The following is a 25,013-nucleotide window of genomic DNA, read 5'->3' as shown; positions in this document are numbered from 1 at the left end:
GACGTGCGCGCGTGGAGGACTTCCTGGCCGACTACAACCCGCGGCTCTACGCCCCGGTCGCGGTGACGGTCGACGTGGTGGCGCTGACCATCCGCGACCGGCGGCTGCACGTCCTGATCGTCGAGCGGGGCGTGGAGCCGTACGCGGGGGTGTGGGCGCTGCCCGGCGGGTTCATCAGGCCCGACGAGGACCTGGCCGAGGCGGCGGTGCGGGAGCTGGCCGAGGAGACCGGCGTGGCCACCAGGCCGGCGCACCTCGAGCAGCTCGCCAGCTACGGCAGTCCAGGGCGGGATCCGCGGATGCGCGTGGTGTCGATCTCCTACCTCGCCTTCGCCCCCGACCTGCCCGACCCGCAGGCCGGCACCGACGCGGCGGCGGCCGTCTGGCAGCCGGTGGACGACGTGCCGCCGCTGGCCTTCGACCACGCCCGCATCCTGACCGACGGGGTCGAGCGGGCCCGGTCGAAGCTGGAGTACACGCCGCTGGCCACGGCGTTCGCAGGCGAGCTGTTCACCATCTCCGACCTGCGGCTGATCTACGAGACCGTGTGGGGCACGCCGCTGCACGCGGGCAACTTCCACCGCAAGGTCCTGTCCGTGCCCGGGTTCGTCGAGGGCACGGGACAGACCACCGAGACGGGCGGCCCCAAGGGCGGGCCGCGCGCCAAGCTCTACCGCGCCGGCGACGCGCGGCTGCTCCACCCCGCGCTGCTGCGACCGGCGCGCGAGGAGGAAATCCGATGACCTTAAGGAGATAGACCATGGGCAGCGGAATCTGGTCCGCGGACATCTACACCTCGGCCGCCCGTTACCGCGCGGCCTGCGGCCGCAGCGCCTTCGCCTACAGCGACGAGGGCGCCATGACCACCCATCCCGACCTCGACCCCTACGGCGTCACCCGCGAGAGCCGCGACTCCGCCGAGCACCCCGACTCGCTGGCCGTCGCGGTCCTGTTCGACGTCACGGGATCCATGGGGCGGGTGCCCCGCATCCTGCAGAGCAAGCTGCCCGACCTGCTCGGGTTGCTGCGGCGCAAGGGGTACGCCACCGACCCACAGATCATGTTCGGCGCGATCGGCGACGCCACCTGCGACCGGGCGCCGCTGCAGATCGGGCAGTTCGAGTCCGACAACCGGATGGACGACCAGCTCGGGATGATCCTGCTGGAGGGCGGGGGCGGCGGGCAGAAGCGGGAGTCGTACGAGCTGGCCATGTACTTCATGGCCAGGCACACCTCGATCGACTGCTTCGAGAAGCGCGGCAAGCGCGGCTACCTGTTCATCATCGGCGACGAGATGCCCTACCTGCGGCTGTCCGCGCGGGCGGCCAGGGACGTCATCGGTGACCGCGTGCCGGGGCGCATGCCTGTCGAGCAGATCGCCGACGAGCTCCTGACGAAGTACGACACGTACTTCGTCGTGCCACGCGGGGCCAGCCACGCCGGCGACCGCGACGTCCTCGGCATCTGGCGGCACCTGCTCGGCCAGAACGTGCTGGAGCTCGACGACCTCGGCGCCGTGTGCGAGACCATCGCGCTCACCATCGGGCTTGGCGAGGACGCCATCGATCTGGACGAAGGGCTGAATCACCTGTCCGAGCTGGGCTCGGGCGCGGGCGGGTCGGTGTCGCGGGCACTCGGCCGGGAACCGCGGCGGCGGAGATGAGTGAGCACGTCATCGTCGTCGACCTCGGGTACGGCGACGCCGGCAAGGGCACCGTCGTGGACTGGCTGTGCGCCACGCGGGACGTGCGGGCGGTGGTGCGCTTCAACGGCGGTGCCCAGGCCGGGCACAACGTGGTGCTGCCCGATGGGCGGCACCACACGTTCGCCCAATTCGGGGCGGGGACGTTACGCGGGGTGCCGACGCATCTGTCGAGGTTCGTGGTGGTCGATCCGCCGGCGTTGGCGGCGGAGGCGGCGCATTTGGAGCTGCTGGGGGTGCCGGATCCGTTCTCGTTGATCACGGTGGATCGGGACGCGTTGCTCGCGACGCCGTACCACGTCGAAGCCGGGCGGCGGCGGGAGCTGGCGCGCGGGCAGGAGCGGCACGGGTCGTGCGGGATGGGTGTCGGGGAGGTGATGGCGTACTGGCTGGAGCAGGGCCCACAGGCGCCGCGTGCCGGGGATCCGCCCAGGGTGCTGGAGCGCAAGCTGCGGGTCCTGCGGGAGTCGCTCGGCGTGCAGGGGCCACCTGTGGAGGACTGCGTGGCCGCCTATCGGGCCTTCCAGGAGCGGGTGCGGCTCGTGGACTCGTCCTTCGCGGGGCGGCTGGTCGCGTCGGGGCCGGTCGTCTTCGAAGGGGCTCAGGGGGTGCTGCTGGATGAGAACTGGGGGTTCGACCCGTACACGACGTGGAGCACGACCACGTTCGACAACGCGGAAGAGCTGCTCGGCGGGGTGGGGGCGGTGCGGCTGGGAGTGCTGCGGACGTACACGACCAGGCACGGGCCCGGGCCGCTGGTGACCGAGGACCTGGCGCTGGATCCGCCCGAGCCGCACAACGTGACCGGGCCGTGGCAGGGGCCGTTCCGGTCGGGGCACTTCGACGCGGTCGCGCACCGGTACGCCGCCGAGGCGGCCGGCGGGGTGGACCTCCTGGCGCTCACCCACCTCGACGTGCCGGTCTCACGGATGTGCGTCGCCTACGATCCCCCGGTCTCTTTCGCGCGGGACGAGGAGCGGACCGCGCGGATGATGCGGGCGCGGCCGATTTTCGAAGACGGTGTATCAGACTGGGTCTCCGCTGTCTCAGACGTCATGGGAGCGCCCGTGTGGATCGCATCGCACGGGCCCACCGCGGAGAGCAAACGTGCTCTCGTGCCGGGCCCGCGGTGATCGCCGGGAGAGGGGTCCTCCCGGCGGTCACCGTCTCCCGCTCAGCTCCAGGCGAGGATGGCGAGCGGGTCCTCGAGCATCGCGCCCACGTCGCGCAGGAACAGCGAGCCCAGCTCGCCGTCCACGATCCGGTGGTCGAAGGAGAGCGACAACGTCGTCACCTTGCGGACCGCCAGCTCGCCGTCCACCACCCACGGCATGTCCCTGATCTGGCCGAAGGCCAGGATCGCGGCCTCGCCAGGGTTCAGGATGGGGGTGCCGGTGTCCACGCCGAACACGCCAACGTTGGTGATCGTGATCGTGCCGCCGGCCATCTCGGCGGGCTGGGTGCGGCCTGCCCTGGCCGTCTCCGTCAGCTGGGCCAGGTGCTGGGCCAGGCCGGGGAGCGACAGGGTGTGGGCGTTCTTGATGTTGGGCACCACCAGGCCCCTGGGGGTGGCGGCGGCGATCCCCAGGTTCACGTAGTGCTTGATGACGATCTCCTGGGCCTCCTCGTCCCACGAAGAGTTGATCATGGGGTGCCGTCCGGTGGCCGTCAGCACCGCCTTGGCCACCACGAGCAGCGGGGAGATCTTGACGTCGGCGAAGTCGGGGAGGGCCCGCAGGCGCCGGACGGCCTCCATGGTCCTCGTCACGTCGATCTGGAGGAACTCGGTGACGTGCGGGGCGGTGTAGGCGCTGGTGACCATGGCCTGGGCGGTCATCTTGCGCACGCCCTTGATGGGGATGCGCTCCTCCCGCGGCAGCGGACCTTCGGGTACGGCTGCACGGGCTGCTTCCGGCGCCTCTGCCGCCGTGTGGACGTCCTCACGGGTGATCGAGCCCTGCGGGCCCGTGCCGGTGATCGTGGTGAGGTCCACGCCCAGGTCCTTGGCCAGCTTTCGGACTGGTGGCTTCGCCAGTACCGCTACCCGGCCAGGCGCTCCCGGCGCCGCCGGTCCCTCCGGCGCTGCCGGTCCTCCCAGTGCTGCTGGTCCCGCCGGCGCTGCCGGTCCCGCCGGCGCGGTGCCGGTCGGAGGGCGTTTGCGGGGGCGGCGTTTCGTCGCGCCCGTTTTGACGCCGTAGCCGACCAGGACGGACTGGCGCTCCTCCTTGGGGGCCGGGCTGCCGTGGGCGCCGGGCTCCACGGCGCCTTCCGCCGGGGGCTTCGGGACCATGTCGTCGGCCAGCGCCTGGGCCCGGCCGGCGGCACCGGCGGCGCCACGGTCGGCGGTCTCTGTGCCCTTGGGCGCCGTGGCGCCTGGAGGGGCGCCGCCCTCCTCGGCGGTGTCGACGGCGATGATCGGGACGCCCACGTCGACCGTCTGGCCCTCCTCGGCCAGCAGGCCGGCCACCACCCCGTCCCACGGGATCGGCAGCTCGACGATGGACTTGGCCGTCTCGATCTCCACGACGATCTGGTTGACCTTGACGTCATCGCCCGCCTTGACGTGCCAGCGGACGATCTCGGCCTCGGTCAGGCCCTCCCCGACGTCCGGGAGTTTGAACTCGCGTCGCATGCCCAGCCCCCTCTCAGTACCCGAAGGCGCGGTCGACGGCGTCGAGCACCCGGTCCAGGTCGGGCAGGTAGTGCTCTTCCAGCTTCGACGGGGGGTAGGGGGTGGAGAAGCCGCCGACCCGCAGGACGGGGGCCTCCAGGTGGTAGAAGCACTGCTCGGTGATCCTGGCCGCGAGCTCGGCCCCGAACCCGCTGTTCACGGGCGCCTCGTGGACGACCACGACCCGGCCGGTCCGGCGTACGGACTCCAAGACCACCGGCTCGTCCAGCGGGTTGAGCGAGCGCAGGTCGACGACCTCCAGCGAACGCCCCTCCTCCTCGGCGGCCGCGGCCGCCTCCAGGCACGTCTTGACCATGGGCCCGTACGCCAGCAGCGTCACATCGGCCCCCTGCCGCACCACCTTGGCCGCGTGCAGCGGCGTCCACCAGTCGGTGGACGTGGTGTCGATGTCGGCCTTCTCCCAGTAGCGACGCTTCGGCTCGAAGAACAGGACCGGGTCGTCGCTGCGGATGGACTGCTGGATCATGGTGTACGCGTCCGCCGGGTTGGAGCAGGCGACGACACGCAGCCCGGCGGTGTGGGTGAAGTACGCCTCTGGGGACTCGCTGTGGTGCTCGACCGCGCCGATGCCGCCACCGCACGGGATGCGGACGACCACCGGCAGCTTGATCGCTCCCAGCGACCGCATCGGCATCTTGGCCAGCTGAGTGATGATCTGGTCGGCGGCCGGGAAGACGAAGCCGTCGAACTGGATCTCGCACACCGGCCGGTAACCGCGCAGCGCCAGCCCGATCGCGGTGCCGATGATGCCGGACTCGGCCAGCGGCGTGTCGATGACCCGGTCCTCGCCGAAGTCCTTCTGCAGGCCGTCGGTGACCCGGAAGACGCCGCCCAGCTTGCCGACGTCCTCACCCATGATGAGAACCTTGGGGTCGTCCTCCATGGCCTTGCGCATGCCCTCGTTGAGCGCCTTGGACAGGCTGAGTACGGTCATCGCTCGAAACCTTCCAAGTACGCGGCGAACTGGGCGCGCTCCTGGTCGATCAGAGCGTGGGGCTCGCTGTAGACGTGGTCGAAGATGTCGAGCGGCTGGGGGTCCGGCATCGCCAGGCAGCGCCGGCGCAGGTCGGCGCCCAGCTGGCCGGCCTCGCCGTCCACCGAGTCGAAGAACGCCTGGTCGGCCAGCTCGTTCTTGAACAGGTAAGCCTTCACCCGCTCGATCGGGTCCTTGAGCTTCCACGCCTCCAGCTCGCTGGCCACGCGGTAACGCGTGGGGTCGTCGGTGGTGGTGTGCGCGCCCATCCGGTACGTGAACGCCTCGATCAGCGTCGGCCCCTGCCCGGTACGTGCCGCCTCCAGCGCCTTGCGGGTGACCGCCAGGCACGCGAACACGTCGTTGCCGTCCACCCGGACCCCCGGGAAGCCGAAGCCGGACGCGCGGCGGTAGAGCGGGATGCGGGTCTGCTTCTCCAACGGCTCGGAGATGGCCCACTGGTTGTTCTGGCAGAAGAACACGATCGGCGCGTTGAACACGCTCGCCCAGATGAACGACTCGTTCACATCGCCCTGCGAGGTGGCGCCGTCGCCGAAGTAGACGATCGTGGCGGCATTGGCGTCATCGCGCTGGATGCCCATCGCGTACCCGACCGCGTGCAGCGTCTGGCTGCCGATCACGATCGTGTAGAGGTGGAAGTTGTGCTCCTGCGGGTCCCAGCCGCCGTGGTTGACGCCCCTGAACAGGCCGAGCAACTTCACCGGGTCCACGTCGCGGCACCACGCCACGCCGTGCTCGCGGTAAGTGGGGAAGGCCATGTCCACGTCGGTGAGCGCACGCCCTGAGCCGATCTGGGCCGCCTCCTGGCCGAGCAGCGAGGCCCAGATGCCCAGCTCACCTTGGCGCTGCAGCGCCACGGCTTCCAGGTCGATGCGGCGGACGAGCACCAGGTCGCGGTAGAGCGACCGGACGTCCTCCGGGGTCAGGTCGATGTCGTAGTCGGGATGCTCGACCCGCTCTCCCTCGGGGGTGAGCAGCTGGACGAGCTCCGGAGGTGCTTCAGCACCACGAGAGGCGTCGACTGTCATGAGGTCGACTCCGTCGCCCTCATGACAGCTGTGCTGCGCTTATTGATGACCTCGACAAGCTCGGTCATGCGCCACTCCTGATGATCTCGGGGCCGGTGCCGATGGGGTCGCCACCTTCCGGCATTCCTGAAGCACGAACCAGGTGGTGGTGGTTCGTGCCTGTTTGGGGCCATAGTGGCAGACATCACAGCCCACCGCGCAAGCCCCATGCCCTAGCCGTTCCCCTTGCGCCCGCAACCACACGCCACCGGTAGGGTATGGACTGTTGCCGGGTGTCCGACTGACGCCCGGCCCCCGCCCCCAGTGGTGTCCGCACCAGCGGGACAGCGTCCGGCGGGGCGGTGGCCCAAGAGCCGCACTCCATCCAGGAATGCGACGTCAGGCCCCGACAACGCGGCTCTCAACCACGGTCCGCCCGGCTCGCCGGACGGACGTGGCATCGGCTTCCACCGGATCGCTGCCCAGCCTCGGCCGGCAGGCGACGAGGCTACGCCGATGTTCGCGTTAGTGATGTAAAACACAGAGATCCGAAGACGCCGGCTTTCCCAACTCCACCCGTATGTAGGAGGAACGCAGTGGCACGCGTCATCGTTGACGTCATGCTGAAGCCCGAGATCCTCGACCCGCAGGGCCAGGCGATCGCACGAGCGCTGCCCAGGCTCGGCTTCTCCGGCGTCTCAGCCGTTCGGCAAGGCAAGCGTTTCGAGGTCGAGCTCGAGGGCCCGGCCGACGAGGCGGCGCTCGCCGAGGTGCGCAAGATGGCCGAGACGCTGCTGGCCAACACGGTGATCGAGGACTACAGCGTGCGGGTCGAGGGGTAGAAGGAAGATATGCCGCCCCGGTTTCCCCTTGGGGGCTTAAAGCCGGGTTCGGGCGTGCCACAATGCCACGGGCATGCCAACAGTAAATAACAACAGCGTGATTTTGCGGTTAGCCCCGATTTCACAGGGAAACCTACTCCAGGTGACATTCTGGCGCCCGGAGGAGTCCGGTGGATATTGAGTTCTCGTTGGCACTGCCTCGGGATGCGATCGGCATACCGATGGTCAGGCGAGTGCTTGGTGATGCCATGCGTTCACTCAACGTGAGTGAGACGTGCATCGCCGACATGCTGCTCGCCGTGTCCGAGGCGTGCTCCAATGCGGTGCGGCACGGGGGACCCGCCAACCGCTACGAGGTGACGGCGTCGATCGGCTCCGGCCAGTGCGACGTGCGGGTGGCGGACAACGGCAACGGGGTGCCGTCGATCCCGCCGCACTTCCCCCCTCCTGACACCGAGAACGGCCGCGGCCTGCTGATCATGCGTTCCGTGGTCGACGAGATCTCCTTCGGCATCACGCCCGGCCGTGGCACCACGGTCCACCTGCGTAAGCTGCTCGACTGGGACGACGAGGCCGACGCCCGTCCGCGGCAGCTGGCAGCCGTCTGAGCTGCGCGTCCGCGTGACGCACCAGCCGATGCGGACCACGCGGCGGCACCCGATAACCTGAGTAGACCGCCGCCGTCCGCCCCGAAGAGACGGTGGCGCGTGCGCGCGCATTCCTCGGAGGGGACGACTGTCATGAGCGCTGTCCGTGTGGGCGTAGTCACGTTTCCAGGAACTCTCGACGACCAGGACGCCGCCAGAGCCGTGCGCCTCGTGGGCGCCGAGGCGGTTCCGCTGTGGCACGCCGACCACGACCTGAAGGGAGTGGACGCCGTGTTCCTGCCCGGCGGCTTCTCCTACGGCGACTACCTGCGCTGCGGCGCCATCTCGCGGTTCGCGCCGCTCATGGCCGAGCTGATCCCGGCCGCCAAGGCGGGGCTGCCCGTGCTCGGCACGTGCAACGGGTTCCAGATCCTGTGCGAGGCGCACCTGCTGCCCGGCGCGCTGACCCGTAACGCCTCGCTCCACTACGTGTGCCGCGACCAGAAGCTCAGGATCGAGCAGACGGCGACCGCGTGGACCAACTCGTTCGCCCCCGGCCAGGAGATCGTGCTGCCGATCAAGCACGGCGAGGGCCGTTACGTGGCCTCCGACGAGACGCTGGCCGCGCTGGAGGCGAATGACCAGGTGGTCGTGCGTTACCTCGGCAACCCCAACGGCTCGCTCAACGACATCGCGGGCATCCGCAACGAGGCGGGCAACGTCGTCGGGCTCATGCCGCACCCCGAGCACGCGGTCGAGGAGCTGGTCGGCGCGCCGAGCACCGATGGCCAGGGCTTCTTCACCTCCATCCTCAAGAAGCTGGTGAACGCATGAGCGAGCGGAGCGAGCGACCAAATAAGCACGCCACCGACAATGTGAAGCGGGCGGCTGAGACGCCCGACGAGCCGATGCCCTTCGCCGAGCTGGGGATGAAGCAGGACGAGTACAACCGGGTCAAGGAGATCCTGGGTCGCCGTCCCACCGGCTCCGAGCTGGCGATCTACAGCGTCATGTGGTCGGAGCACTGCTCGTACAAGTCGTCGAAGGTGCATCTCAAGCAGTTCGCCACCAAGGCGCCCAAGTCCGAGGCACTGCTCGTGGGCATGGGTGAGAACGCCGGCGTGGTGGACATCGGCGACGGCTGGGCGGCCACGTTCAAGATCGAGTCGCACAACCACCCCTCCTACGTCGAGCCGCACCAGGGCGCCGCCACCGGCGTCGGCGGCATCGTCCGCGACATCATGTCGATGGGCGCGCGCCCGATCGCGGTCATGGACTCGCTGCGCTTCGGCGGCGCGGACGCCGTGGACACACGCCGGGTGCTGCCCGGCGTGGTCGAGGGCATCAGCCACTACGGCAACTGCCTGGGCCTGCCCAACATCGGCGGCGAGGTCGTCTTCGACCCTTGCTACATCGGCAACCCGCTGGTCAACGCCCTGTGCGTGGGCCTGCTGCGCAAGGACCAGATCAAGCTGGCCACCGCGCCCGGGCCCGGCAACAAGGTCGTGTTGTTCGGCGCGTCCACCGGCCCCGACGGCATCGGCGGGGCCTCGGTGCTGGCGTCGGCGACGTTCGAGGACGAGTCGCAGGCCAAGCGGCCCGCCGTGCAGGTGGGCGACCCGTTCATGGAGAAGCTGCTGATCGAGTGCTGCCTGGAGCTCTACGCGGCCGACGTGGTCGTCGGCATCCAGGACCTCGGCGCGGCCGGCGTCTCCTGCGCCACGACCGAGCTGGCCGCCAAGGGCACCGGCGGCATGCAGGTCGACCTCAACCTGGTCCCGCTGCGCGACCCCTCGCTCCGGCCTGAGGAGATCCTCATGAGCGAGTCGCAGGAGCGCATGATGGCCGTGGTCCGGCCCGACGACATCCCGGCGTTCATGGCGATCTGCGAGAAGTGGGACGTGCCGGCCACCGTCATCGGCGAGGTCACCGACACCGGGCGTCTGGTGATGACCTGGGACGACGAGATCATCGTGGACATCCCGCCGGGCACCGCCGCCGACGAGGGGCCCGTCTACGAGCGCCCCTACCATGAGCCGGTCGGCCAGGCCGCGCTCAACGCCGACACCCCTGACCGCCTGGAGCGGCCCGCCGACCTGCGGGCCACGCTGCTGCAGCTGCTCGGCTCGCCCAACCTGGCCTCCAAGGAGTGGGTGACCTCCCAGTACGACCGCTACGTGCGCTCCAACACCGTGCTGGCCCAGCCGGCGGACGCGGGCATGGTGCGGATCTCCGAGGTCATGGCCGGCGCGGAGCCGACCACCCGGGGCATCGCCCTGGCGACGGACGGCAACGGCCGTTACGCCAAGCTCGACCCGTATGCGGGGGCGCAGCTCGCGCTGGCCGAGGCGTACCGGAATGTGGCCGTGACCGGCGCCAAGCCGCTGGCCGTCACCAACTGCCTCAACTTCGGCTCCCCCGAGGACCCCGAGGTCATGTGGCAGTTCGCCGAGGCCGTGCGCGGCCTGGCGGACGCGTGCAGGACGCTGGGCGTGCCGGTCACCGGCGGCAACGTGTCCTTCTACAACCAGACGGGTGCGACGGCCATCAACCCGACGCCGGTCGTGGGCGTGCTCGGGGTCATCGAGGACGTGGCCAAGCGGGTGCCGTCCGGGTTCGTCGCGGACGGGCTGCGGGTCGTGCTGCTCGGGGACACGCGCGAGGAGTTCGGCGGCTCGGAGTGGGCGCACGTCGCGCACCGCCACCTCGGCGGGCTGCCGCCGCACGCTGACCTGGCGGCGGAGCAGGCGCTCGCCACCGTGCTGGTGGAGGCCGCCAAGCGGGGGCTGCTCGAAGGCTCGCACGACCTGTCGGACGGCGGGCTGGCCGTGGCGCTGGCCGAGTCGTGCCTGGCGCGCGGCGTCGGGGCGACCGTGGCGCTGCCCGGCGACGCCTTCACCTGCCTGTTCAGCGAGTCGGCGGGGCGGGCGCTGGTCGTGGTGCGGCCGGAGACCTATGACGAGTTCGCGTCGCTGTGCGGGCGGCACGATGTGCCGTGTTACGGGCTGGGGCACACCGGGGGCTCGGCGCTCGTGGTCGAGGGCGAGTTCGAGGTGGCGGTGGAGGAGCTGCGGGAAACGCACACCGCGGCGCTTCCCGCGTTGTTCGGCTGACGGTTTCCCGGAAGGGGCCGGTGCGGGGTTCCCGCGCCGGCCCCTTCGCGTTACTGCTTCTTCATGCAGACCACGTAGACGGTGCCGCTGACGGAAGTGCCGTGGTTGCCGCCGCTGACGCCGGAGGTCTTCTGGTCGGCGTCCTGCGTGCTGGAGTTGTTGCCGATGCCGTTGTCGTCCTTGGCCACGCTGACCGTCCAGCCCGTGCCGTTGCCGCTCGGCGCGCTGCCCATGACGACGGCGTTCTTGAGCACGGCGAAGGAGAAGCCGCCGCCGGTCGCCACGCCGCCGAAGTGGCAGGACGCCGTCGCGGGGCCGAGCGAGCCCAGAGACGCGGTCTTGGTGTAGGTCGTGTAGGTGGCGCCGCTGCCGGGGTCGCCCTTGGGGCCCTGCGGGCCCTCGGGGCCGCGCTTCCCCTGCTGGATAGTCGTGGTGCCCTGGCTGCCGCCGCCGATCAGGACCCGCTCCTCCGTCTTCCTGCACTTCGTCAACGGGTTCACGATCCGGGCGTAGCGGGACTTCTTGTGCACGCACGCGTGCACTTCACCGGCCGCCGACGATGCGGTGGCGACGCCACCGACGGCGAGGAGCGAGGCGGCGAGCGCGCCGACAGTGGCGAGGGTGAGCGTGGGTGACAGGAACTACATAACGTATCTGTCACGATGCATTCCGTTACAGATGGTTTGACCGATTGTCTCGAACCTGGGTGAGTAAAACGACGCGTTGGCAATGGCGATCTCGGATGCATAATCGGTCTGTGTCAACCGCCGATCCCTCCGCTTACCTGCCTCCGGCCACACAACCAGTCCGTGGCGTGGTCTGGGGGATACACCTCGCCATGCCGCTGCTGGGCCTCTGGCTGCTGCTGGCCCAGCCGACGATCAACATCGAGTGGCACCACAATCCCAGCCACTTCTGGATGATCATCACGGTGGCCGGGATCAACGTGGTGCTCGGCGTGATGATCAGCGAGGCGTCCCGACGGCGCCAGGACGCCAGGCTGTTCCTGGTGTCCATGGTCTTCCTGAGCAGCGCCGGGTTCTTCTTCATGCACGGCCTGGCCACGCCGCAGATCATCCTGCCGACCGGCTCGCTCGGGTTCGACCTGGGTCAGCAGGTCGGGCTCTCGATCGCGGCCGTGTTCGCCTTCGCCTCGGCTCTGCCGCTGGGCGAGCAGCCGGCCAAGCGGGTGCTGGGGTCCCAGCACTTCATCCGCGCGGTGCTCTTCGGCTTCATGATCGTCTGGGGGTTGGCGTCGCTCATCCCCGGGCTGACACCGCTCAGTGAGGCGCCCCCCAAGGAGCCGCTTCCCTGGTTCGCCTGGGCGTCCGTTCCTGGTGTGCTCCTGTACGGCGCGGCGAGCGTGATGATGTTCCTCATTCACCGGCGCCGCCCGTCGGCCATGCTGATCAGCTTGATCACGGCGTACGCGCTGCTGGCCGAGGCCATGATCGCCGGGATGTCGCAGCTCAACTGGAGGCTGTCCTGGTGGGAGTGGCACCTGCTGCTGACCATGGCCTTCGTCTTCGTGGCCTACAGCGCCTACCTGCAGTTCAGGCGGGAGGGGTCGAGCGCGGGCCTGTTCGACTCGGTGACGCTGGCGGCGACCGTGCGGCGTATCCAGCAGGACTACGACCGGGCGCTTGAGGAGCTGGTCGAGCACGTACGCAGGGGCGAGCCGCTGGCCGCGACCCGGCTGTCGGGCAAGTTCCGGCTCAACGAGGGCCAGGCCGCGGTGCTCGACCGGGCCGGTGAGGCGCTGGCCAACGAGCGCGAGCTGTCCGAGCGCCTGGCCGCGCTGGTGGACGTGAGCGCCCAGACCAAGGTCGGCCTGGGCGAGCAGGAGCTGCTGGCCGCGTCACTGGAGCGGGTGCGGCAGGCGTACGGCGACGTCAAGATCGCCCTTGTCGCGGACGGCAAGACGGAGATCGGGTCCCGTGCCTACCGGTTCGCCGGCAGCGACCCGATCAGGCGCGACCACCTGATGGCCTTCCCCCTGACCGTCAAGGGCAAGCTGGCGGGCGTGCTGGAGGTGCCCGTCGGCCGCACGCGCCAGGACGAGGCGCTGGCCGCCACGCTGGCCGGACAGTTGTCGATCTCCCTGGAGAACGCCCGGCTCTACGGGGAGCTGCACACGCTGTTCCACCAGTACATGTCGCCCGACGTGGCGCATGCCCTGCTCGCCGACCCCGGGCAGGCGGCGCTCGGCGGCGAGCTGAAGGAGCTGACCGCGCTCTTCGCCGACCTCAAGGGCTTCACGACGTTCTCGGAGCAGGTCACGCCCGGCGAGATCGTCGAGATGCTCAACCGCTACCACACGGCCGCCGTCCCCTGCATCCTCAACAACGGCGGCACGGTCGTGCAGTTCGTCGGCGACGCGATGCTGGCGTTGTTCAACGCCCCCGCCACGCAGCCCGGGCACGCCAGGGCCGCCTGCAAGGCCGCGCTGGAGATGCAGCGGGCCGCGGCCGAGGTGGCCGAGGAGATGGCGTGGAAGCGCGCGGACGACGTCCCGTGGCCGACGTTCCGGATCGGCGTCAACACGGGGCCGGCCCTGGTCGGCAACATCGGCAGCCCCGAGCTGCGCGGCTTCAACGCGATGGGTGACTGCGTGAACGTGGCCGCCAGGCTCGAGGGCATCGCCGAGCCGGGCACCGTGGTCATCGGAGACACGACGCTCAAGCAACTGGGTCGCGGCGCGAAGGTGAACCCGCTGGGGCGGCTCAGCCTCAAGGGCAAGGAGGAGCTCGTGGCCGCGTACGTTCTCACAGAATTGCCATAGAACAGCGGACCACATATCGACATAATCGGGCGCATGAATCCAGAGCCCGGTGAGTTCCTGTCCATGCTGACCGACGAGGAAGCACAAGCCTTCCGCGCGGCCGGTCGCATCCGGCGCTGGGACCGCGGCACGGCGGTGATGAGCGAGGGCGACACGTCCGACTGGGTGCTCGTGCTGCTCGAAGGCCGGGTGAAGGTCTCCTCGCACACGAGCAGCGGGACCGAGGTCGTCCTCGCCGTACGCGGCCCCGGCGGGCTGCTCGGCGACATGTCCGCCATCGACGGCTCCCCGCGCTCGGCCACGGTGACCGCGCTGGAGCCGATCACCGGCATCGTGGTGCGCGACTTCCCGGCGTTCCTGGAGGCTCACGGGCGGATCGCGGTGCTGCTCATGCAGCTCGTCACCGGGCGGCTGCGGGACTCGGACCGCAAGCGGATCGAATACGGCGCGTTCGACACCACGGGGCGGGTGGCGACCCGGCTGATCGAGCTCGCCGAACGCTACGGCGAGAAGACCAACAGCGGTCTACGCGTCGCGCTGCCGCTGTCGCAGGACGAGCTGGCGGGATGGACGGGCGCGTCACGAGAGGCCGTCAGCAAGGCGCTGCGCACCCTGCGCGACCGCGGCCTGATCGAGACCGGCCGGCGGCGCGTGGTGATCCACGACCTCGACGGGCTACGCAAGCGCGCCCGGTAACCCGGCGGACGTACGTCGTACGTCATAGTGGAGGCCATGGTCGCCGTCACCCCCGAAGAAGACAGCCGCCTTCGTTACGCCTGGCGGGTGTGCTCGGTCACCAGCCTGGGGCTGATCCTCATCGGCATCGCCGGCAGCACGCTCAACGTCGCGTTGCCCACAGTGGTGCGGCACTTCCACGCCAGCGCGCTGGAGTCCGGGTGGATCCTCCTGGCGTTCCTGCTGGTCAACACGGCCAGCCTGGTGTTCTTCGGCCGGGTGGCCGACCTGCTGGGCCGGCGCGAGGTGTATCTGGGCGGGTTCGCGCTGTTCACCGTGGCCTCGCTGCTGGCCGGGCTCTCGCCGGACGTCTGGTTCCTGGTCGCGATGCGGGTGCTGCAGGCGATCGGCGCGGCAATGATCCTCGCGAACGGCACCGTGATCATCACCGACGCCTTTCCGCCGGAGCGGCTCAGCCAGGGGATGGGCGTCTACATTGGCACGTTGTCGGTGGCGCAGCTGGCCGGGCCCACGCTCGGCGGGCTGATCGCGGAGACCGCGGGCTGGCAGTGGATCTTCTGGGTGAACGTGCCGGCCGGGCTGATCGCGCTCGGCTGGGGCGCGGCGATCTTACGCAAGATGCCCAGGCGGCCGCGGCAGCCGGTGGACGCGCTGGGCAACGTGCTGGTGTTCGCGGCGCTGTCGGCGCTGCTGCTGGCGCTGTCGGAGGCGGGCTCGGGCGGGGTGGGCAGCCCTGTGGTGCTGACCGGGGCGGCGGTGTTCGCGCTGCTGCTGCCGCTGATCGTGCTGGCCGAGCGGCGATCCACCAATCCGGTGCTGGATCTGCGGTTGTTCGGGGGGCGGCTGCTGGCGTACGCGAACCTGGCCTCCTTCTGCAACGCGCTGGCACGCTCGGCGCTGATCCTGGTGGTGGCGCTGTACTTCCAGGCGGCGAGAGGGCTGGACGCCTTCGAGGCGGGGCTGAGCGTGTTGCCGGTGCCCGTGGGCATCGGGCTGGCCTCGCCCATCGTGGGGATGCTGGGCAGGAAGGTGTCGCCGTACGCGCTGTCCATCGGCGGGGCGGCGCTGAGCGCCGCGGGGCTCGGCACGCTGATGCTCACGGCGGACCCGCGCACGCCGTACTGGGTGATCGGGATCGGCTTGTTCGTGGCCGGGTGCGGCAGCGGGACGTTCCTCACCGGCAACACGACTCAGGTGATGAGGGCGCTGCCGCAGGACAGCCTGGGCGTGGTGAACGGCTTCCGCGTCATGGTCATGAACATCGGGATCGTACTCAGCGTGGGCCTGTCGCTCAGCGTCCTGACCAGCAGCGTGGGGCCTGACCTGCGGGCTCAGGTGTACGCGGGCACGCTGTCGGAGCTGTCGCCGGTGGCGGTGGGGCAGCTGATGGAGGGGTTTCAGCACGCGTACGCGGTGTTGTTCACGGTCGCCCTGGCAGGCGCGCTGATGGCCGCCCTGGCCCGGCCTCGCCACCGCTAGTGTATTACAAAACGTGTTACACTCTTTGCATGGGCACTCTCAACGTACGCACCGATGAGGCCATGGAAACGGCTCTGCGCGCACTTGCGGGAGAGACGCGAAGTCGGTCCGAGGCTGTTCGCTACGCCATCCTTCGCACATACAAGGAGATGCTGCTAGAGCAGGCCGCCGCGGACGCGGATCGGTTGCGGAATGATCCTGACGATCAGGCCGAGATGCTGGCCATCCAGCGCTTCATGGGCGTAGCGGAGTGATATTCCGAGGCGCGATCTACGAGATCAAAGCGCTTCCAGGGACTCGCGACCACGAGCAACAGGGACGCCGCTATGCGGTGATCATTCAATCGGATAGCTTCTCCACCAGCACCATCACGATAGCAATGACATCCACGAGCGCCGGGCCTGCGGTCTACCGGCCCGAGATCGAGTTCAACGGGGCGAAGTCACGCGTGCTCACGGATCAGATCTACTCCGTGTCACCATCGAGGCTCGGCGATTTCAAGTGCGCGCTCGAAGCCCACGAGATCGCAGATCTCGACCGAGCCCTGATGCTGAAGCTCGGCCTCATTTGAGGGCGGCGGCCAGCCTGGACTCCACGTCGCGGTAGCGGGCGACCGGGACGAGGTGGACACCGGCGAAGGCACCGGAGTCGCGCAGCGCGAGCACCTGCTCGCAGGCGGCCCCCACCCCCGCCATGCGGTCCGCGGCCACGCGTGCGACCAGGTCGTCGGGGATGGCGATGTCCGGGATCGCCGCGGCGAGGGTGTGGGCGTGGCGTTCACTGGCCAGGACCATGACGCCGGCGTAGACCGGCACGTCCACCGGCTGGGCTTCGCGCCAGCGCAACTGCGCCTCAAGCGAGAAGCTGACCTGGGAGAACAGGAAGTCGGCCGTACGCTTCCACGCCGGGATCGGGCGCAGCGCGGCGGCCGCCCCGAGCCGGAACCCCGGCGAGAATTCCCTGGCTTCCTCGATCATGGAGCGGACTGTCAGGTCGCTGGTCCGGTTGCCACTCGTCGGCTTGTCACCGTAGACGAAGAGAAACTGATCCACCCCGTACGCCGCCGCCGTCAGCAGGTCGCGGCGGAAGCCGAGCAGGTTGCGGTCGCGGGAGTTGAGGCAGGCGATGCCGCGCCCGCCCATCGCCTCGACCTCGTGGGCCACAGCGACGCTCGAGACGGTGGCGCGCCCGATGTGGTTGTCCGGGATGAGGAACGAGTGGGCGATCGTGCTGAGCGTGCCGATCTGGTGCCTGACGCGCTTCAGATCCGGCTTGGTCGGCGGTTCGATCTCACAGATCAGCTCAAAGGTCACGATCAGGACTCTAGCGCCTGGCCGCCAGCGTCTCGATGCCGCTGAGGACGAGGTCGACGCCGAACGTGTCGTACAGCATCGCGTCCATTCCGTCGATCAGCGGGCCGGCCATCTCCACCAGGTACGGGTACTTCTCGAGGGGCAAGGACTGCAGGCCGGCCCGCTTGGCGCGGACGATGTACTCCTCACCGGGCCGGACGTGCACGGGGGCGTCGGCGATGGCGATGGCGCTCTGCAGCAGGTATTTGCTGATCAGGCAGCTCTCCTCCACGCTGAAACCCGCCGTGCGGGCCAGCCGGAGCGCCTGGTCCCAGACGGCCAGGAAGTTCGGCACCGCGATCACGTCGACCTGCTCGAAGACGTGCTTGGCGCACGGGTGCACGCGCAGCGTCCCGACCAGGCCCACCATGAGGTCACGCAACTGCTCCTGCCACGGGCGCTCGTCGGCCGGCTTGGGCGCGAAGCCGGCGATCAGGTGGTCGGCCATGCCGACGAGCAGCTGCTCCTTGTTCTTGTAGTGCCAGTAGAGGGCCATCGGCGTCACGCCCAGGTCCGTGGCCAGACGCCTGATCGTCACGGCGTCGAGTCCCTCGGCGTCGCCGACCTCCAGGGCGTGCTCCGCGATCGCCTGCGCGGTCAGTTTTCCCATCACGGTTGACAACTATACGCCGTACAAGTTCAACTATACGCCGTACAAGTACAGCGTATAGGAGGCATTTGTCATGCGCTGGTGGGCGCTGGTCGCGGTGACCTTGGGCACCTTCATGACCTATCTCGACAACAACGTGGGCAACGTCGCCTTGCCCACCATCCAGCGGGAGCTCGGGCTCACGATCTCGGGGCTGGAGTGGATCGTGAGCTCGTACATCCTGGTCTTCGCGGGCCTCATGCTGGCCGGTGGGCGGCTCGCGGACGTGTTCGGGGCCCGAAGGGTGTTCCTCAGCGGGCTCGCGATCTTCACGGTGGCCTCACTGGCGGCCGGGTTCGCCACCAGCGGAGGCGTGCTCATCGCGGCGCGGGCCGTGCAGGGGATGGGGGCGGCGCTGCTCACGCCGACCGCGCTGGCGCTGATCGGGCAGATCTTCCCCGATCCCGGCGAGCGCGGCCGGGCCGTGGGCATCTGGAGCGCCTCGGGGGCGCTGTCCATGGCGCTCGGCCCGGTGACGGGCGGCTTCATCACTGAGAACCTGCACTGGGGCTGGATCTATCTGATCAACGTGCCGATCGGGCTGGTGACGTTCGGGATCGCGCTGTGGGCGCTCCGGCCCGCGTTCACCGAGCTCCGGCGGGTGCGTCACAGCCTCGACCTGCCGGGGCTGGTCACGTCGGCGCTGGCGCTGTTCGCGCTGACGTACGCGCTCATCGAGGGCGAACGGGCCGGCTGGACCTCTCCGGAGATCCTGGCCACGCTCGGCGTGTTCGCGGCCGCGGCGGTCGCGTTCGTGCTGGCCGAGGCGCGGGCCGCGGAGCCGATGATCGTGATGTCGCTGTTCAGGTCCCCGACGTTCACCGGTGGGCTGCTCACCAGCGGGATCTGGTCGTTCGGGGTGTTCGGGATCTACTTCTTCAGCGCGCTCTGGCTGCAGAACGTGCTCGGCTTCTCCCCGACTGAGGCGGGCGCGTCGTTCGTGCCGATGGCCCTGGTCATGGCCGTGATGGCGATCCTGTCCCAGCGGGTGAGCGCGCGGCTCGGCATCGGCCCGACGGTGGCGCTCGGGATGGCGCTCATGGGCGCGGCCATCTACCTGCTCTCCGGAGTCGGCGCCGACGCCGACTACGCCGACGTGGCACCCTGGTTCCTCCTGTACGGGCTCGGCGGCGGCCTCCTGGTGCCGCTGACCGCCGCCATCCTCAGCGGGATGCCCAAGGACCGCTCCGGCGTCGCCTCGGGCATGCTGAACGTCTCACGCGAGGTGTTCGGACTGCTCGGCATCACCGTGCTGGGGGCGATCCTGACCTCCAGGCAGAGCGCGAGCGACCGGGCGCCGCTCGCCGCCTTCCTTGACGCTTACCAGTTCACGCTGGTGGTCGCGGCGGTGGTGGTGCTGGCGGCGATCCCGGTCGCGCTCTACGCGCTCCGCAGCCGAAGGGAAGAGCCTCAGGCGGCGGCCTCCGTCACCGTCGGGTCCTCGAACTGAGTGCGGTAAAGCTCCTCGTAGCGGCCGCCGGCGGCGAGCAGCTCGGCGTGTGTGCCGCGCTCCACCACGCGGCCGTCCTCGATCACCAGGATGAGATCGGCGGCGCGGATCGTGGAGAGCCGGTGCGCGATCACCACGGCGGTCCGGCCCGCGAGCGCCTCGCCGAGCGCCGCCTGCACGGCCGCCTCCGAGGTCGAGTCGAGCGCCGCCGTGGCCTCGTCCAGGATGACCACCTTGGGCCTGGCCAGCAGCAGCCGGGCGATCGTGAGTCGCTGGCGCTCGCCGCCCGACAGGCGGTAACCGCGCTCGCCGACCACGGTGTCGAGCCCGTCGGGCAACGACTCGATCAGGGTCGCCAGCCTGGCCCTGGTGAGTGCGTCCCAGATCTCGTCCTCGGTCGCCTCCGGACGGGCCAGCAGCAGGTTGGCCCGGATCGTTTCGTGGAACAGGTGACCGTCCTGGGTGACCATGCCGAGCGTGTCGCGGATGGCGTCGAAGGTCAGGTCGCGCACGTCCACGCCGCCGAGCCGGACCGCGCCTGAGTCGACGTCGTACAGCCGGGGCAGGAGCTGGGCGATCGTGGACTTGCCCGCGCCCGACGAGCCGACCAGCGCCACCATCTGGCCGGGCTCGGCCCGGAACGAGACGCCGTGCAGCACCTCGACGCCGCCACGCGTGTCGAGCGCGGCCACCTCCTCCAGCGAGGCGAGCGAGACCTTGTCGGCCGACGGGTACGCGAACCGCACGTCCTCGAACTCGACCGCGACCGGCCCGTCAGGCACCTGCCCGGCGTCCGGCTTCTCCTGGATGAGGGGCTTCAGGTCGAGCACCTCGAAGACCCGCTCGAAGCTGACGACCGCGCTCATGATGTCCACGCGGGCGCTGGCCAGCGCGGTCAGCGGGGCGTACAGGCGGGTGAGCAGCATGGCCATCGCCACGAGCGCGCCCGGCGCCAGCTGGGCGCGCAGGGCATAGAAGCCGCCGAGCCCGTACACCAGGGCCAGGGCCAGCGCCGAGACCAGGGTCAGCGCGGTGACGAAGGCCGACTGGGTCATGGCGGAGCGCACGCCGATGTCCCGCACCCGCCTGGCCCGGCTCGCGAACTCGGCCGACTCGTGCGCGGGCCGGCCGAACAACTTCACCAGCGTCGCGCCCGGCGCGGAGAACCGCTCGGTCATCTGGGTGCCCATGGCCGCGTTGTGGTCGGCGGCCTCCCGGCGCAGCCGGGCGATCCTGGTGCCCATCCGCCGGGCAGGCAGCACGAAGATCGGCAGGAGCAGCAGCGCGAGCAGGGTGATCTGCCAGGAGATGCTGATCATCGCCGTGAGCGTCAACGCGAGCGTCACGAGGTTGCCGACCACGCCGGACAGGGTGTCGGTGAACGCCCGCTGCGCCCCGATCACGTCGTTGTTGAGCCGGCTCACCAGCGCGCCGGTGCGGGTCCTGGTGAAGAACGCGATCGGCATGCGCTGCACGTGGTCGAAGACGGCCGTACGCAGGTCCAGGATCAGACTCTCGCCGAGTCCCGCGGACAACCACCTGTTGATCAGCCCGAGCGCCGCCTCGGCGACGGCCAGGCCCGCGATCGCCAGGGCCACCACGACGACCACGTCCAGCGGCTCCGCCTTGAAGATCGCGTCAACCACGCGGCCGGCGAGCAGCGGAGAAGCCACCGCCAGACCTGCCATCACCACGCTGAGCACCATGAACAGCGCCAGTCTCCGGCGGTGCGGGCGGGCGAAGCCGCCGATGCGCCGAAGCGTCGCCCTGGACAGGGGGCGACGCTCCGGCCGGTTGTTCATCGAATACAGCTGGTGCCAAGCGGTCATTTCCATGCTCATGGCATGGAACGCTACTTCCTCAAGTTAAGTTGAGGTCAAGCGCCGATCTTCTTGCCCTTGCTGTGCCAGACCACGGCGACCGAGGGGCGCGGCTGGCTGCTGCCTCCGTCGGGCCAGTGGCTGCTCGGCTGCTCCGGGGTGGCGTCGTCGGTCTCGCCCGGGTGCTGCACGGCCACGAACACGCTGCGCTGATCCTGGGTGATCATCGGGCCGCAGGTCTCGGCGCCGACGGGGACCGTGAGGAACTGGCGCAGGTAGCCGCGCTCCTTGCCGCGGACGGGCATCACGAACAGGCCGTCGTTGGCCTCGAGCGCGTTGCCGTCCGTGGAGATCCACAGGTTGCCGTCGCGGTCGAACGCCAGGTTGTCCGGGCACGAGATCGGCGAGACCTTCGACTTGTCGAAGCCGGCGAAGTACGTCGCGGCGTCGTTCGGGTCTCCGCAGACCAGCGGCAGCGACCAGGCGAACTTCGTCGCGGCCTGGTCGTTGTGCTGCTCGACGATCTCCAGCACGTGGCCGTGCTTGTTGGAGGGACGCGGGTTGGCCTCGTCCACCTGGGCCGCGGTGCGGTTGCTGTTGTTGGTCAGCGCCACGTAGATGGCACCGGTGACCGGGTTGCGCTCGACGTCCTCCGGGCGGTCCATCTTGGTCGCGCCCACCTTGTCGGCGGCCACGCGGGTGTAGACCAGGACCTGCTCGGCGGTCATGCCGTCCACGAACGACTTCTTGCCCGAGACCAGCGGGATCCACTCGCCGGAGCCGTCGAACAGGCCGTCGGCGGGCAGCTTGCCGGTGCCGTCGATCTCGGACGCCGGGCTGTCGCCGGTGAACTTGGCCACGTAGAGAGTGCCCTCGTCCAGCAGCGTCCGGTTGTGCCGCTCGTTTCCGGGGATGTAGCGGTCCTTGGAGACGAACTTGTAGACGTACTCGAAGCGCGCGTCGTCACCCATATACGCGACCAGGCGGCCGTCCCTGGCGATCGACGTGGTCGCGGCCTCGTGCTTGAAGCGGCCGAGCGCGGTGCGCTTGATCGGCGTGGAGTCGGGATCGAACGGGTCGATCTCCACGATCCAGCCGAACCTGTTGGCCTCGTGGGGGTGCTTGGCCAGGTCGAAGCGCTCCTCGACCCGGTCGAACCTGCGGTTGCCCGACGGGGTGCCGTTGGTGAGCGTGTAGCGGGTGGCGTACTGCTTCTGCTCCGCAGGCACCTTGTCGGCGTTGACGAAGTACTGGTCGAAGTTCTCCTCGGCGGTCAGCACCGTGCCCCACGGGGTGGTGCCGCCGGCGCAGTTGTTGAGCATGCCGATCGGCTTGAGGCCCTGGGGGTCGGCGGCCGTCTTGAGCAGGTCGCTGCCGGCGGCCGGACCGCTGAACTTCATGGGGGTCTGAGCGGTGATGCGCCGGTTGTAGCGGCGACGGCCGCTGGTGACCAGCTTCCACTGACCGCTGCCCTCGCGGGCGATCTCCACGATCGAGCCGCCGTGCGCGGCCAGCCCGATCTTGATCTGCTCCTCGGTCGCGGTAGCCCCGCCGGTGTAACCGCGGAACATCAGCGTCTCGTCGCTGTACTCGTGGTTCACCCAGAGCAGCGCGCGGTCGCGGCCCATCGGGAACAGCGTCACGAAGTCGCAGTTGTAGCCGAACTGCTTGTTCTGGGCCTCGGCGGTCTGCTTCTCGAAGTCGAAGGCCGGCGCGCCGGGCAGCACCGGGTCGCCCCAGCGCACCACGACGGAGGAGCTGTAGCCGTCCGGGACGGTCAACACGTCTTCTTTGTTCGGCGCCACAGGGGTGAAACGCAGGTCGCTCCCAAACCAGCCGCGATCGGTTGCGGCCGCCTCGGGGTCGGCGGCGAGCGCCGGGGCCGCCCCGGCCACGCCCACGCCCGCCACCAGAGCGCCCAGGGCGCCGGCGCGCAGAACGCCGCGGCGCGACAGCGCCTCCTTCACCACATCGCCGAAGTACGCGTTGTCAGAGGTGTTGCCGTCCTCGTGCGCGCACGCGTTGCCGCAGCGGAACTGACAGGTCAGCGCAGATCGGCCACCTTTGTGCGGGGTGGATAGCAGCGGCAGCAGCCGCCGGCCTCCCATGAGGTTCGCCACAGGTCCTCCAGATAAGTGCGCGGTTGTACGGCGGGGACGCTACGGCCACCGCTGGAACCGTAGGTGAACGAAGACCTCCGTCTCGATGAACGCTTCCCGGGAGACAATAGTGGGGTGCCGGCACGCAAAATAGAGCCAGAACGGCTGAAATCAGCCCTCGATGACCAGTTGATCGCCCTCGACGAGCCTCCCTACGACGGGCCCGCGTCCGCCCTGCCCGACGCACTCGTCGCCGCGGTGCTGGCCGCCTACGACCGGGGGTTGCGGCCGGAGCGTGACGCGGCCAGGCAGGCGGTGCGTTACCTGCTCGACAAGCTGGCCGCCGCCGCACCCGGCAGGACCGTCGAGATCCGCGTCCCGCCGTACGCCGCCGTCCAGGCCATCGCCGGCCCCCGGCACACGCGGGGCACGCCGCCGAACGTGGTCGAGACCGACGGGCGGACCTGGATCGAGCTCGCGCTGGGCCGGCTGACGTGGGAGGAGGCCATGGCGAAAGGCGCGATCTCCGCCAGCGGATCACGCGCCGATCTGTCAGAGCACCTGCCGCTGCGCTAGCGGCCGCTCCCGCTCATCCAGGGGAACCTCTCCTGGAAGCAGCGGTCGACCTGATCGCTGGGGAGGTAGGCGCATTGCTGGACCACGTTCCAGAACCAGAGGGCCACGATCGAGAAGAGCACCAGGGACAGGACGCTGATCACGATGCCGGCGATGGCGCGGCCCCTGCCCGCGCGCCTGGCCAGTGCCACGCACCCGAAGACGATCGACAGGATCGCGGTGATCAAGCCGGTGAAGCAGACGAACACCAGGAAGGGGCTCGCCACGCCGAGCACCAGCGCGGCCGTGGCCAGGCCCTGGCCGGTCCTGTCCTGCTGCTCGGGCTGCGGGTAGGGAGGGCCTGGGTGACCGTACGGGGCTCCGGGCGGGGGCGGCCCGTAACCCGGCGGGCCACCATACGGGCTGGACGGGGTGGTGCCGGGGACGCTGGGCGGCTGCTCCGGTGAGCCTGCGGCGTACTGGCCGTACGGGCTGACAGGCGGCTGGCCGCTCTGGGCCCCCTGCTCGTACCGGGACGGCGCCGGCCTGCTCGGCGGCTCCTCCTCCTGTGGTGCGACCTCCCAGCCGGGATACCGCGGCGTGGCGCCAGGAATCGGGTACGCCTGGGTCGTCTCGGCGTCGCCACCCGCCGGCTCCGGGGTCTCGGGCGCGGTGGGCAGGTCGGGGTGCGTGGGCTCGACCGGCCGCGGCTCATGCGTGGGCTCGGCCGGCCGCGGCTCGTGCGTCGGTGGCACGTCAGGCGGCGGCACCACGGGCGGCGCCGGCGCGATCGGCTCCTCGTCCTCGCGGGCCGGCGGCTCCGGCTCCGCCTCGGGGACGTTCGGCGGCGTCGGTCCCGGCGTGGGAGTGCCTGGAGGCTCCTCCTCGGGGACGACACCCCCTGTGGGGCCGGCGCCGGGCGGACCGGCCGCCGACCATCCGGGCGGGGTCTCGTCACCGCCCGTGGGCCCGGGCTCATAGGGCCTGGGTTCGTAGGGCCCGGGCGTGGGCGGGCGCTCCTCCTGCCCTGGCCGCTCGTTCTCCTCGGCGCCCTCGCGCCACCACTCGGGCGCGTGCTCACCCTCTTCCGGACGGTCCTCGCGTGGGTCCTTCCCCTGGCGCGGCTCGTTCGGATCCCCAGATGTGGTCACGTCTGCGTCTCCCGACGGGTTTGCATGCCGGATACTTCACCCT

23 protein-coding genes are annotated in these 25,013 nt (G+C 70.0%); 14 read left to right on the top strand and 9 right to left on the bottom strand.

The window, feature by feature from the left end; genetic code table 11:
* Nucleotides 1-11: 11 nt before the first annotated feature.
* Genes OHA25_RS12060 through OHA25_RS12050 form a run of 3 tightly spaced genes read left to right on the top strand, consistent with a single transcriptional unit; the run spans nt 12 to nt 2,835 of the window.
* Nucleotides 12-743, top strand: a complete 732-nt coding sequence (locus OHA25_RS12060; RefSeq protein WP_327587647.1) for an NUDIX hydrolase — start codon at nt 12-14, stop codon at nt 741-743.
* A gap of 17 nt (nt 744-760) precedes the next feature.
* Complete coding sequence (locus OHA25_RS12055; RefSeq protein WP_327587646.1) at nt 761-1,663, top strand: hypothetical protein; 903 nt, start codon at nt 761-763, stop codon at nt 1,661-1,663.
* Nucleotides 1,660-2,835, top strand: a complete 1,176-nt coding sequence (locus tag OHA25_RS12050) for an adenylosuccinate synthetase (RefSeq protein ID WP_327587645.1) — start codon at nt 1,660-1,662, stop codon at nt 2,833-2,835. The genes OHA25_RS12055 and OHA25_RS12050 overlap by 4 nt, the downstream gene beginning before the upstream one ends.
* Nucleotides 2,836-2,876: 41 nt before the next feature.
* On the opposite strand, the gene OHA25_RS12045 is transcribed toward OHA25_RS12050, so the two are convergent.
* From OHA25_RS12045 to pdhA, 3 genes are read right to left on the bottom strand one after another with little or no spacing between them, the layout of a single operon-like run.
* On the bottom strand, nt 2,877-4,334 hold the full coding sequence (locus tag OHA25_RS12045; RefSeq protein WP_327587644.1) for a dihydrolipoamide acetyltransferase family protein: 1,458 nt from the start codon (nt 4,332-4,334) through the stop codon (nt 2,877-2,879).
* A gap of 13 nt (nt 4,335-4,347) precedes the next feature.
* The gene (locus tag OHA25_RS12040; RefSeq protein WP_327587643.1) at nt 4,348-5,328 is read right to left on the bottom strand and encodes an alpha-ketoacid dehydrogenase subunit beta; all 981 of its coding nucleotides are present in this window, start codon (nt 5,326-5,328) and stop codon (nt 4,348-4,350) included.
* Nucleotides 5,325-6,416 carry a pyruvate dehydrogenase (acetyl-transferring) E1 component subunit alpha gene (pdhA, locus tag OHA25_RS12035; RefSeq protein WP_327587642.1) on the bottom strand — a complete coding sequence of 364 codons (1,092 nt, stop codon included), beginning with the start codon at nt 6,414-6,416 and terminating at the stop codon, nt 5,325-5,327. Before pdhA ends, OHA25_RS12040 begins: the two co-directional genes overlap by 4 nt.
* Nucleotides 6,417-6,991: 575 nt before the next feature.
* On the opposite strand from pdhA, the gene purS reads away from it, so the two are divergent.
* The 4 genes from purS to purL all read left to right on the top strand — a co-directional run bounded on the left by purS (nt 6,992) and on the right by purL (nt 10,937).
* Nucleotides 6,992-7,237, top strand: a complete 246-nt coding sequence (gene purS, locus OHA25_RS12030) for a phosphoribosylformylglycinamidine synthase subunit PurS (RefSeq protein WP_305923173.1) — start codon at nt 6,992-6,994, stop codon at nt 7,235-7,237.
* 221 nt (nt 7,238-7,458) lie between these two features.
* Entirely contained in the window at nt 7,459-7,845 is a 387-nt protein-coding gene (locus tag OHA25_RS12025; protein WP_305923309.1) for an ATP-binding protein, read from the top strand.
* Between the two features lie 132 nt (nt 7,846-7,977).
* A complete protein-coding gene (purQ, locus tag OHA25_RS12020) occupies nt 7,978-8,658 on the top strand; it encodes a phosphoribosylformylglycinamidine synthase subunit PurQ (protein ID WP_327587641.1) in 681 nt (226 codons plus the stop codon).
* Complete coding sequence (purL, locus tag OHA25_RS12015; protein WP_327587640.1) at nt 8,655-10,937, top strand: phosphoribosylformylglycinamidine synthase subunit PurL; 2,283 nt, start codon at nt 8,655-8,657, stop codon at nt 10,935-10,937. Before purQ ends, purL begins: the two co-directional genes overlap by 4 nt.
* Nucleotides 10,938-10,987: 50 nt before the next feature.
* Here the strand turns inward: purL and OHA25_RS12010 are convergent, their stop codons facing one another.
* On the bottom strand, nt 10,988-11,437 hold the full coding sequence (locus OHA25_RS12010; protein WP_327587639.1) for a hypothetical protein: 450 nt from the start codon (nt 11,435-11,437) through the stop codon (nt 10,988-10,990).
* A gap of 257 nt (nt 11,438-11,694) precedes the next feature.
* On the opposite strand from OHA25_RS12010, the gene OHA25_RS12005 reads away from it, so the two are divergent.
* Genes OHA25_RS12005 through OHA25_RS11985 form a run of 5 tightly spaced genes read left to right on the top strand, consistent with a single transcriptional unit; the run spans nt 11,695 to nt 16,465 of the window.
* Nucleotides 11,695-13,719 carry an adenylate/guanylate cyclase domain-containing protein gene (locus tag OHA25_RS12005; protein ID WP_327587638.1) on the top strand — a complete coding sequence of 675 codons (2,025 nt, stop codon included), beginning with the start codon at nt 11,695-11,697 and terminating at the stop codon, nt 13,717-13,719.
* 33 nt (nt 13,720-13,752) lie between these two features.
* On the top strand, nt 13,753-14,415 hold the full coding sequence (locus OHA25_RS12000; RefSeq protein WP_327587637.1) for a Crp/Fnr family transcriptional regulator: 663 nt from the start codon (nt 13,753-13,755) through the stop codon (nt 14,413-14,415).
* A 36-nt stretch (nt 14,416-14,451) separates the two neighbouring features.
* Nucleotides 14,452-15,894, top strand: a complete 1,443-nt coding sequence (locus OHA25_RS11995) for an MFS transporter (RefSeq protein WP_327587636.1) — start codon at nt 14,452-14,454, stop codon at nt 15,892-15,894.
* 29 nt (nt 15,895-15,923) lie between these two features.
* Nucleotides 15,924-16,148: a hypothetical protein gene (locus OHA25_RS11990; protein WP_327587635.1), complete on the top strand. Its 225-nt coding sequence runs from the start codon at nt 15,924-15,926 to the stop codon at nt 16,146-16,148.
* The gene (locus OHA25_RS11985; protein WP_327587634.1) at nt 16,145-16,465 is read left to right on the top strand and encodes a type II toxin-antitoxin system PemK/MazF family toxin; all 321 of its coding nucleotides are present in this window, start codon (nt 16,145-16,147) and stop codon (nt 16,463-16,465) included. Before OHA25_RS11990 ends, OHA25_RS11985 begins: the two co-directional genes overlap by 4 nt.
* Here OHA25_RS11985 and OHA25_RS11980 read toward each other — a convergent pair.
* Nucleotides 16,458-17,207, bottom strand: a complete 750-nt coding sequence (locus tag OHA25_RS11980; protein WP_327587633.1) for a methylenetetrahydrofolate reductase — start codon at nt 17,205-17,207, stop codon at nt 16,458-16,460. The genes OHA25_RS11985 and OHA25_RS11980 overlap by 8 nt on opposite strands.
* Before the next feature lie 10 nt (nt 17,208-17,217).
* Nucleotides 17,218-17,856 carry a TetR/AcrR family transcriptional regulator gene (locus tag OHA25_RS11975; RefSeq protein WP_305923310.1) on the bottom strand — a complete coding sequence of 213 codons (639 nt, stop codon included), beginning with the start codon at nt 17,854-17,856 and terminating at the stop codon, nt 17,218-17,220.
* Between the two features lie 73 nt (nt 17,857-17,929).
* Between OHA25_RS11975 and OHA25_RS11970 the strand changes: the two genes are divergently transcribed.
* Nucleotides 17,930-19,345: an MFS transporter gene (locus OHA25_RS11970; protein WP_327587632.1), complete on the top strand. Its 1,416-nt coding sequence runs from the start codon at nt 17,930-17,932 to the stop codon at nt 19,343-19,345.
* On the opposite strand, the gene OHA25_RS11965 is transcribed toward OHA25_RS11970, so the two are convergent.
* Nucleotides 19,306-21,186 carry an ABC transporter ATP-binding protein gene (locus tag OHA25_RS11965; protein ID WP_327587631.1) on the bottom strand — a complete coding sequence of 627 codons (1,881 nt, stop codon included), beginning with the start codon at nt 21,184-21,186 and terminating at the stop codon, nt 19,306-19,308. The two genes, OHA25_RS11970 and OHA25_RS11965, sit on opposite strands and share 40 nt — an antisense overlap.
* A gap of 35 nt (nt 21,187-21,221) precedes the next feature.
* Nucleotides 21,222-23,273 carry a PhoX family protein gene (locus OHA25_RS11960; protein ID WP_327590965.1) on the bottom strand — a complete coding sequence of 684 codons (2,052 nt, stop codon included), beginning with the start codon at nt 23,271-23,273 and terminating at the stop codon, nt 21,222-21,224.
* A gap of 126 nt (nt 23,274-23,399) precedes the next feature.
* Here OHA25_RS11960 and OHA25_RS11955 point away from each other — a divergent pair, with 126 nt between their 5' ends.
* Nucleotides 23,400-23,840 carry a sterol carrier family protein gene (locus tag OHA25_RS11955; RefSeq protein WP_327587630.1) on the top strand — a complete coding sequence of 147 codons (441 nt, stop codon included), beginning with the start codon at nt 23,400-23,402 and terminating at the stop codon, nt 23,838-23,840.
* Here the strand turns inward: OHA25_RS11955 and OHA25_RS11950 are convergent.
* The gene (locus OHA25_RS11950) at nt 23,837-24,970 is read right to left on the bottom strand and encodes a hypothetical protein (protein WP_327587629.1); all 1,134 of its coding nucleotides are present in this window, start codon (nt 24,968-24,970) and stop codon (nt 23,837-23,839) included. The two genes, OHA25_RS11955 and OHA25_RS11950, sit on opposite strands and share 4 nt — an antisense overlap.
* Nucleotides 24,971-25,013 lie beyond the last annotated feature (43 nt).

The sequence above is a fragment of the Nonomuraea sp. NBC_00507 genome, from assembly GCF_036013525.1.
GTDB lineage: Bacteria > Actinomycetota > Actinomycetes > Streptosporangiales > Streptosporangiaceae > Nonomuraea.
This window is presented reverse-complemented; position numbering and strand designations above follow the sequence as displayed.

Bases quoted from the DNA above. Each gene is read 5' to 3' on its own strand.
- OHA25_RS11990 (WP_327587635.1), top strand. From the start codon at position 15,924: ATGGGCACTCTCAACGTACGCACCGATGAGGCCATGGAAACGGCTCTG.
- OHA25_RS11975 (WP_305923310.1), bottom strand. From the start codon at position 17,856: ATGGGAAAACTGACCGCGCAGGCGATCGCGGAGCACGCCCTGGAGGTC.
- OHA25_RS11970 (WP_327587632.1), top strand. From the start codon at position 17,930: ATGCGCTGGTGGGCGCTGGTCGCGGTGACCTTGGGCACCTTCATGACC.
- OHA25_RS12045 (WP_327587644.1), bottom strand. From the start codon at position 4,334: ATGCGACGCGAGTTCAAACTCCCGGACGTCGGGGAGGGCCTGACCGAG.
- OHA25_RS11965 (WP_327587631.1), bottom strand. From the start codon at position 21,186: ATGAGCATGGAAATGACCGCTTGGCACCAGCTGTATTCGATGAACAAC.
- OHA25_RS12025 (WP_305923309.1), top strand. From the start codon at position 7,459: ATGGTCAGGCGAGTGCTTGGTGATGCCATGCGTTCACTCAACGTGAGT.
- OHA25_RS11960 (WP_327590965.1), bottom strand. From the start codon at position 23,273: ATGGGAGGCCGGCGGCTGCTGCCGCTGCTATCCACCCCGCACAAAGGT.
- purQ (WP_327587641.1), top strand. From the start codon at position 7,978: ATGAGCGCTGTCCGTGTGGGCGTAGTCACGTTTCCAGGAACTCTCGAC.
- purL (WP_327587640.1), top strand. From the start codon at position 8,655: ATGAGCGAGCGGAGCGAGCGACCAAATAAGCACGCCACCGACAATGTG.
- OHA25_RS11995 (WP_327587636.1), top strand. From the start codon at position 14,452: ATGGTCGCCGTCACCCCCGAAGAAGACAGCCGCCTTCGTTACGCCTGG.
- pdhA (WP_327587642.1), bottom strand. From the start codon at position 6,416: ATGACAGTCGACGCCTCTCGTGGTGCTGAAGCACCTCCGGAGCTCGTC.
- OHA25_RS12055 (WP_327587646.1), top strand. From the start codon at position 761: ATGGGCAGCGGAATCTGGTCCGCGGACATCTACACCTCGGCCGCCCGT.
- OHA25_RS12050 (WP_327587645.1), top strand. From the start codon at position 1,660: ATGAGTGAGCACGTCATCGTCGTCGACCTCGGGTACGGCGACGCCGGC.
- OHA25_RS12000 (WP_327587637.1), top strand. From the start codon at position 13,753: ATGAATCCAGAGCCCGGTGAGTTCCTGTCCATGCTGACCGACGAGGAA.
- OHA25_RS12040 (WP_327587643.1), bottom strand. From the start codon at position 5,328: ATGACCGTACTCAGCCTGTCCAAGGCGCTCAACGAGGGCATGCGCAAG.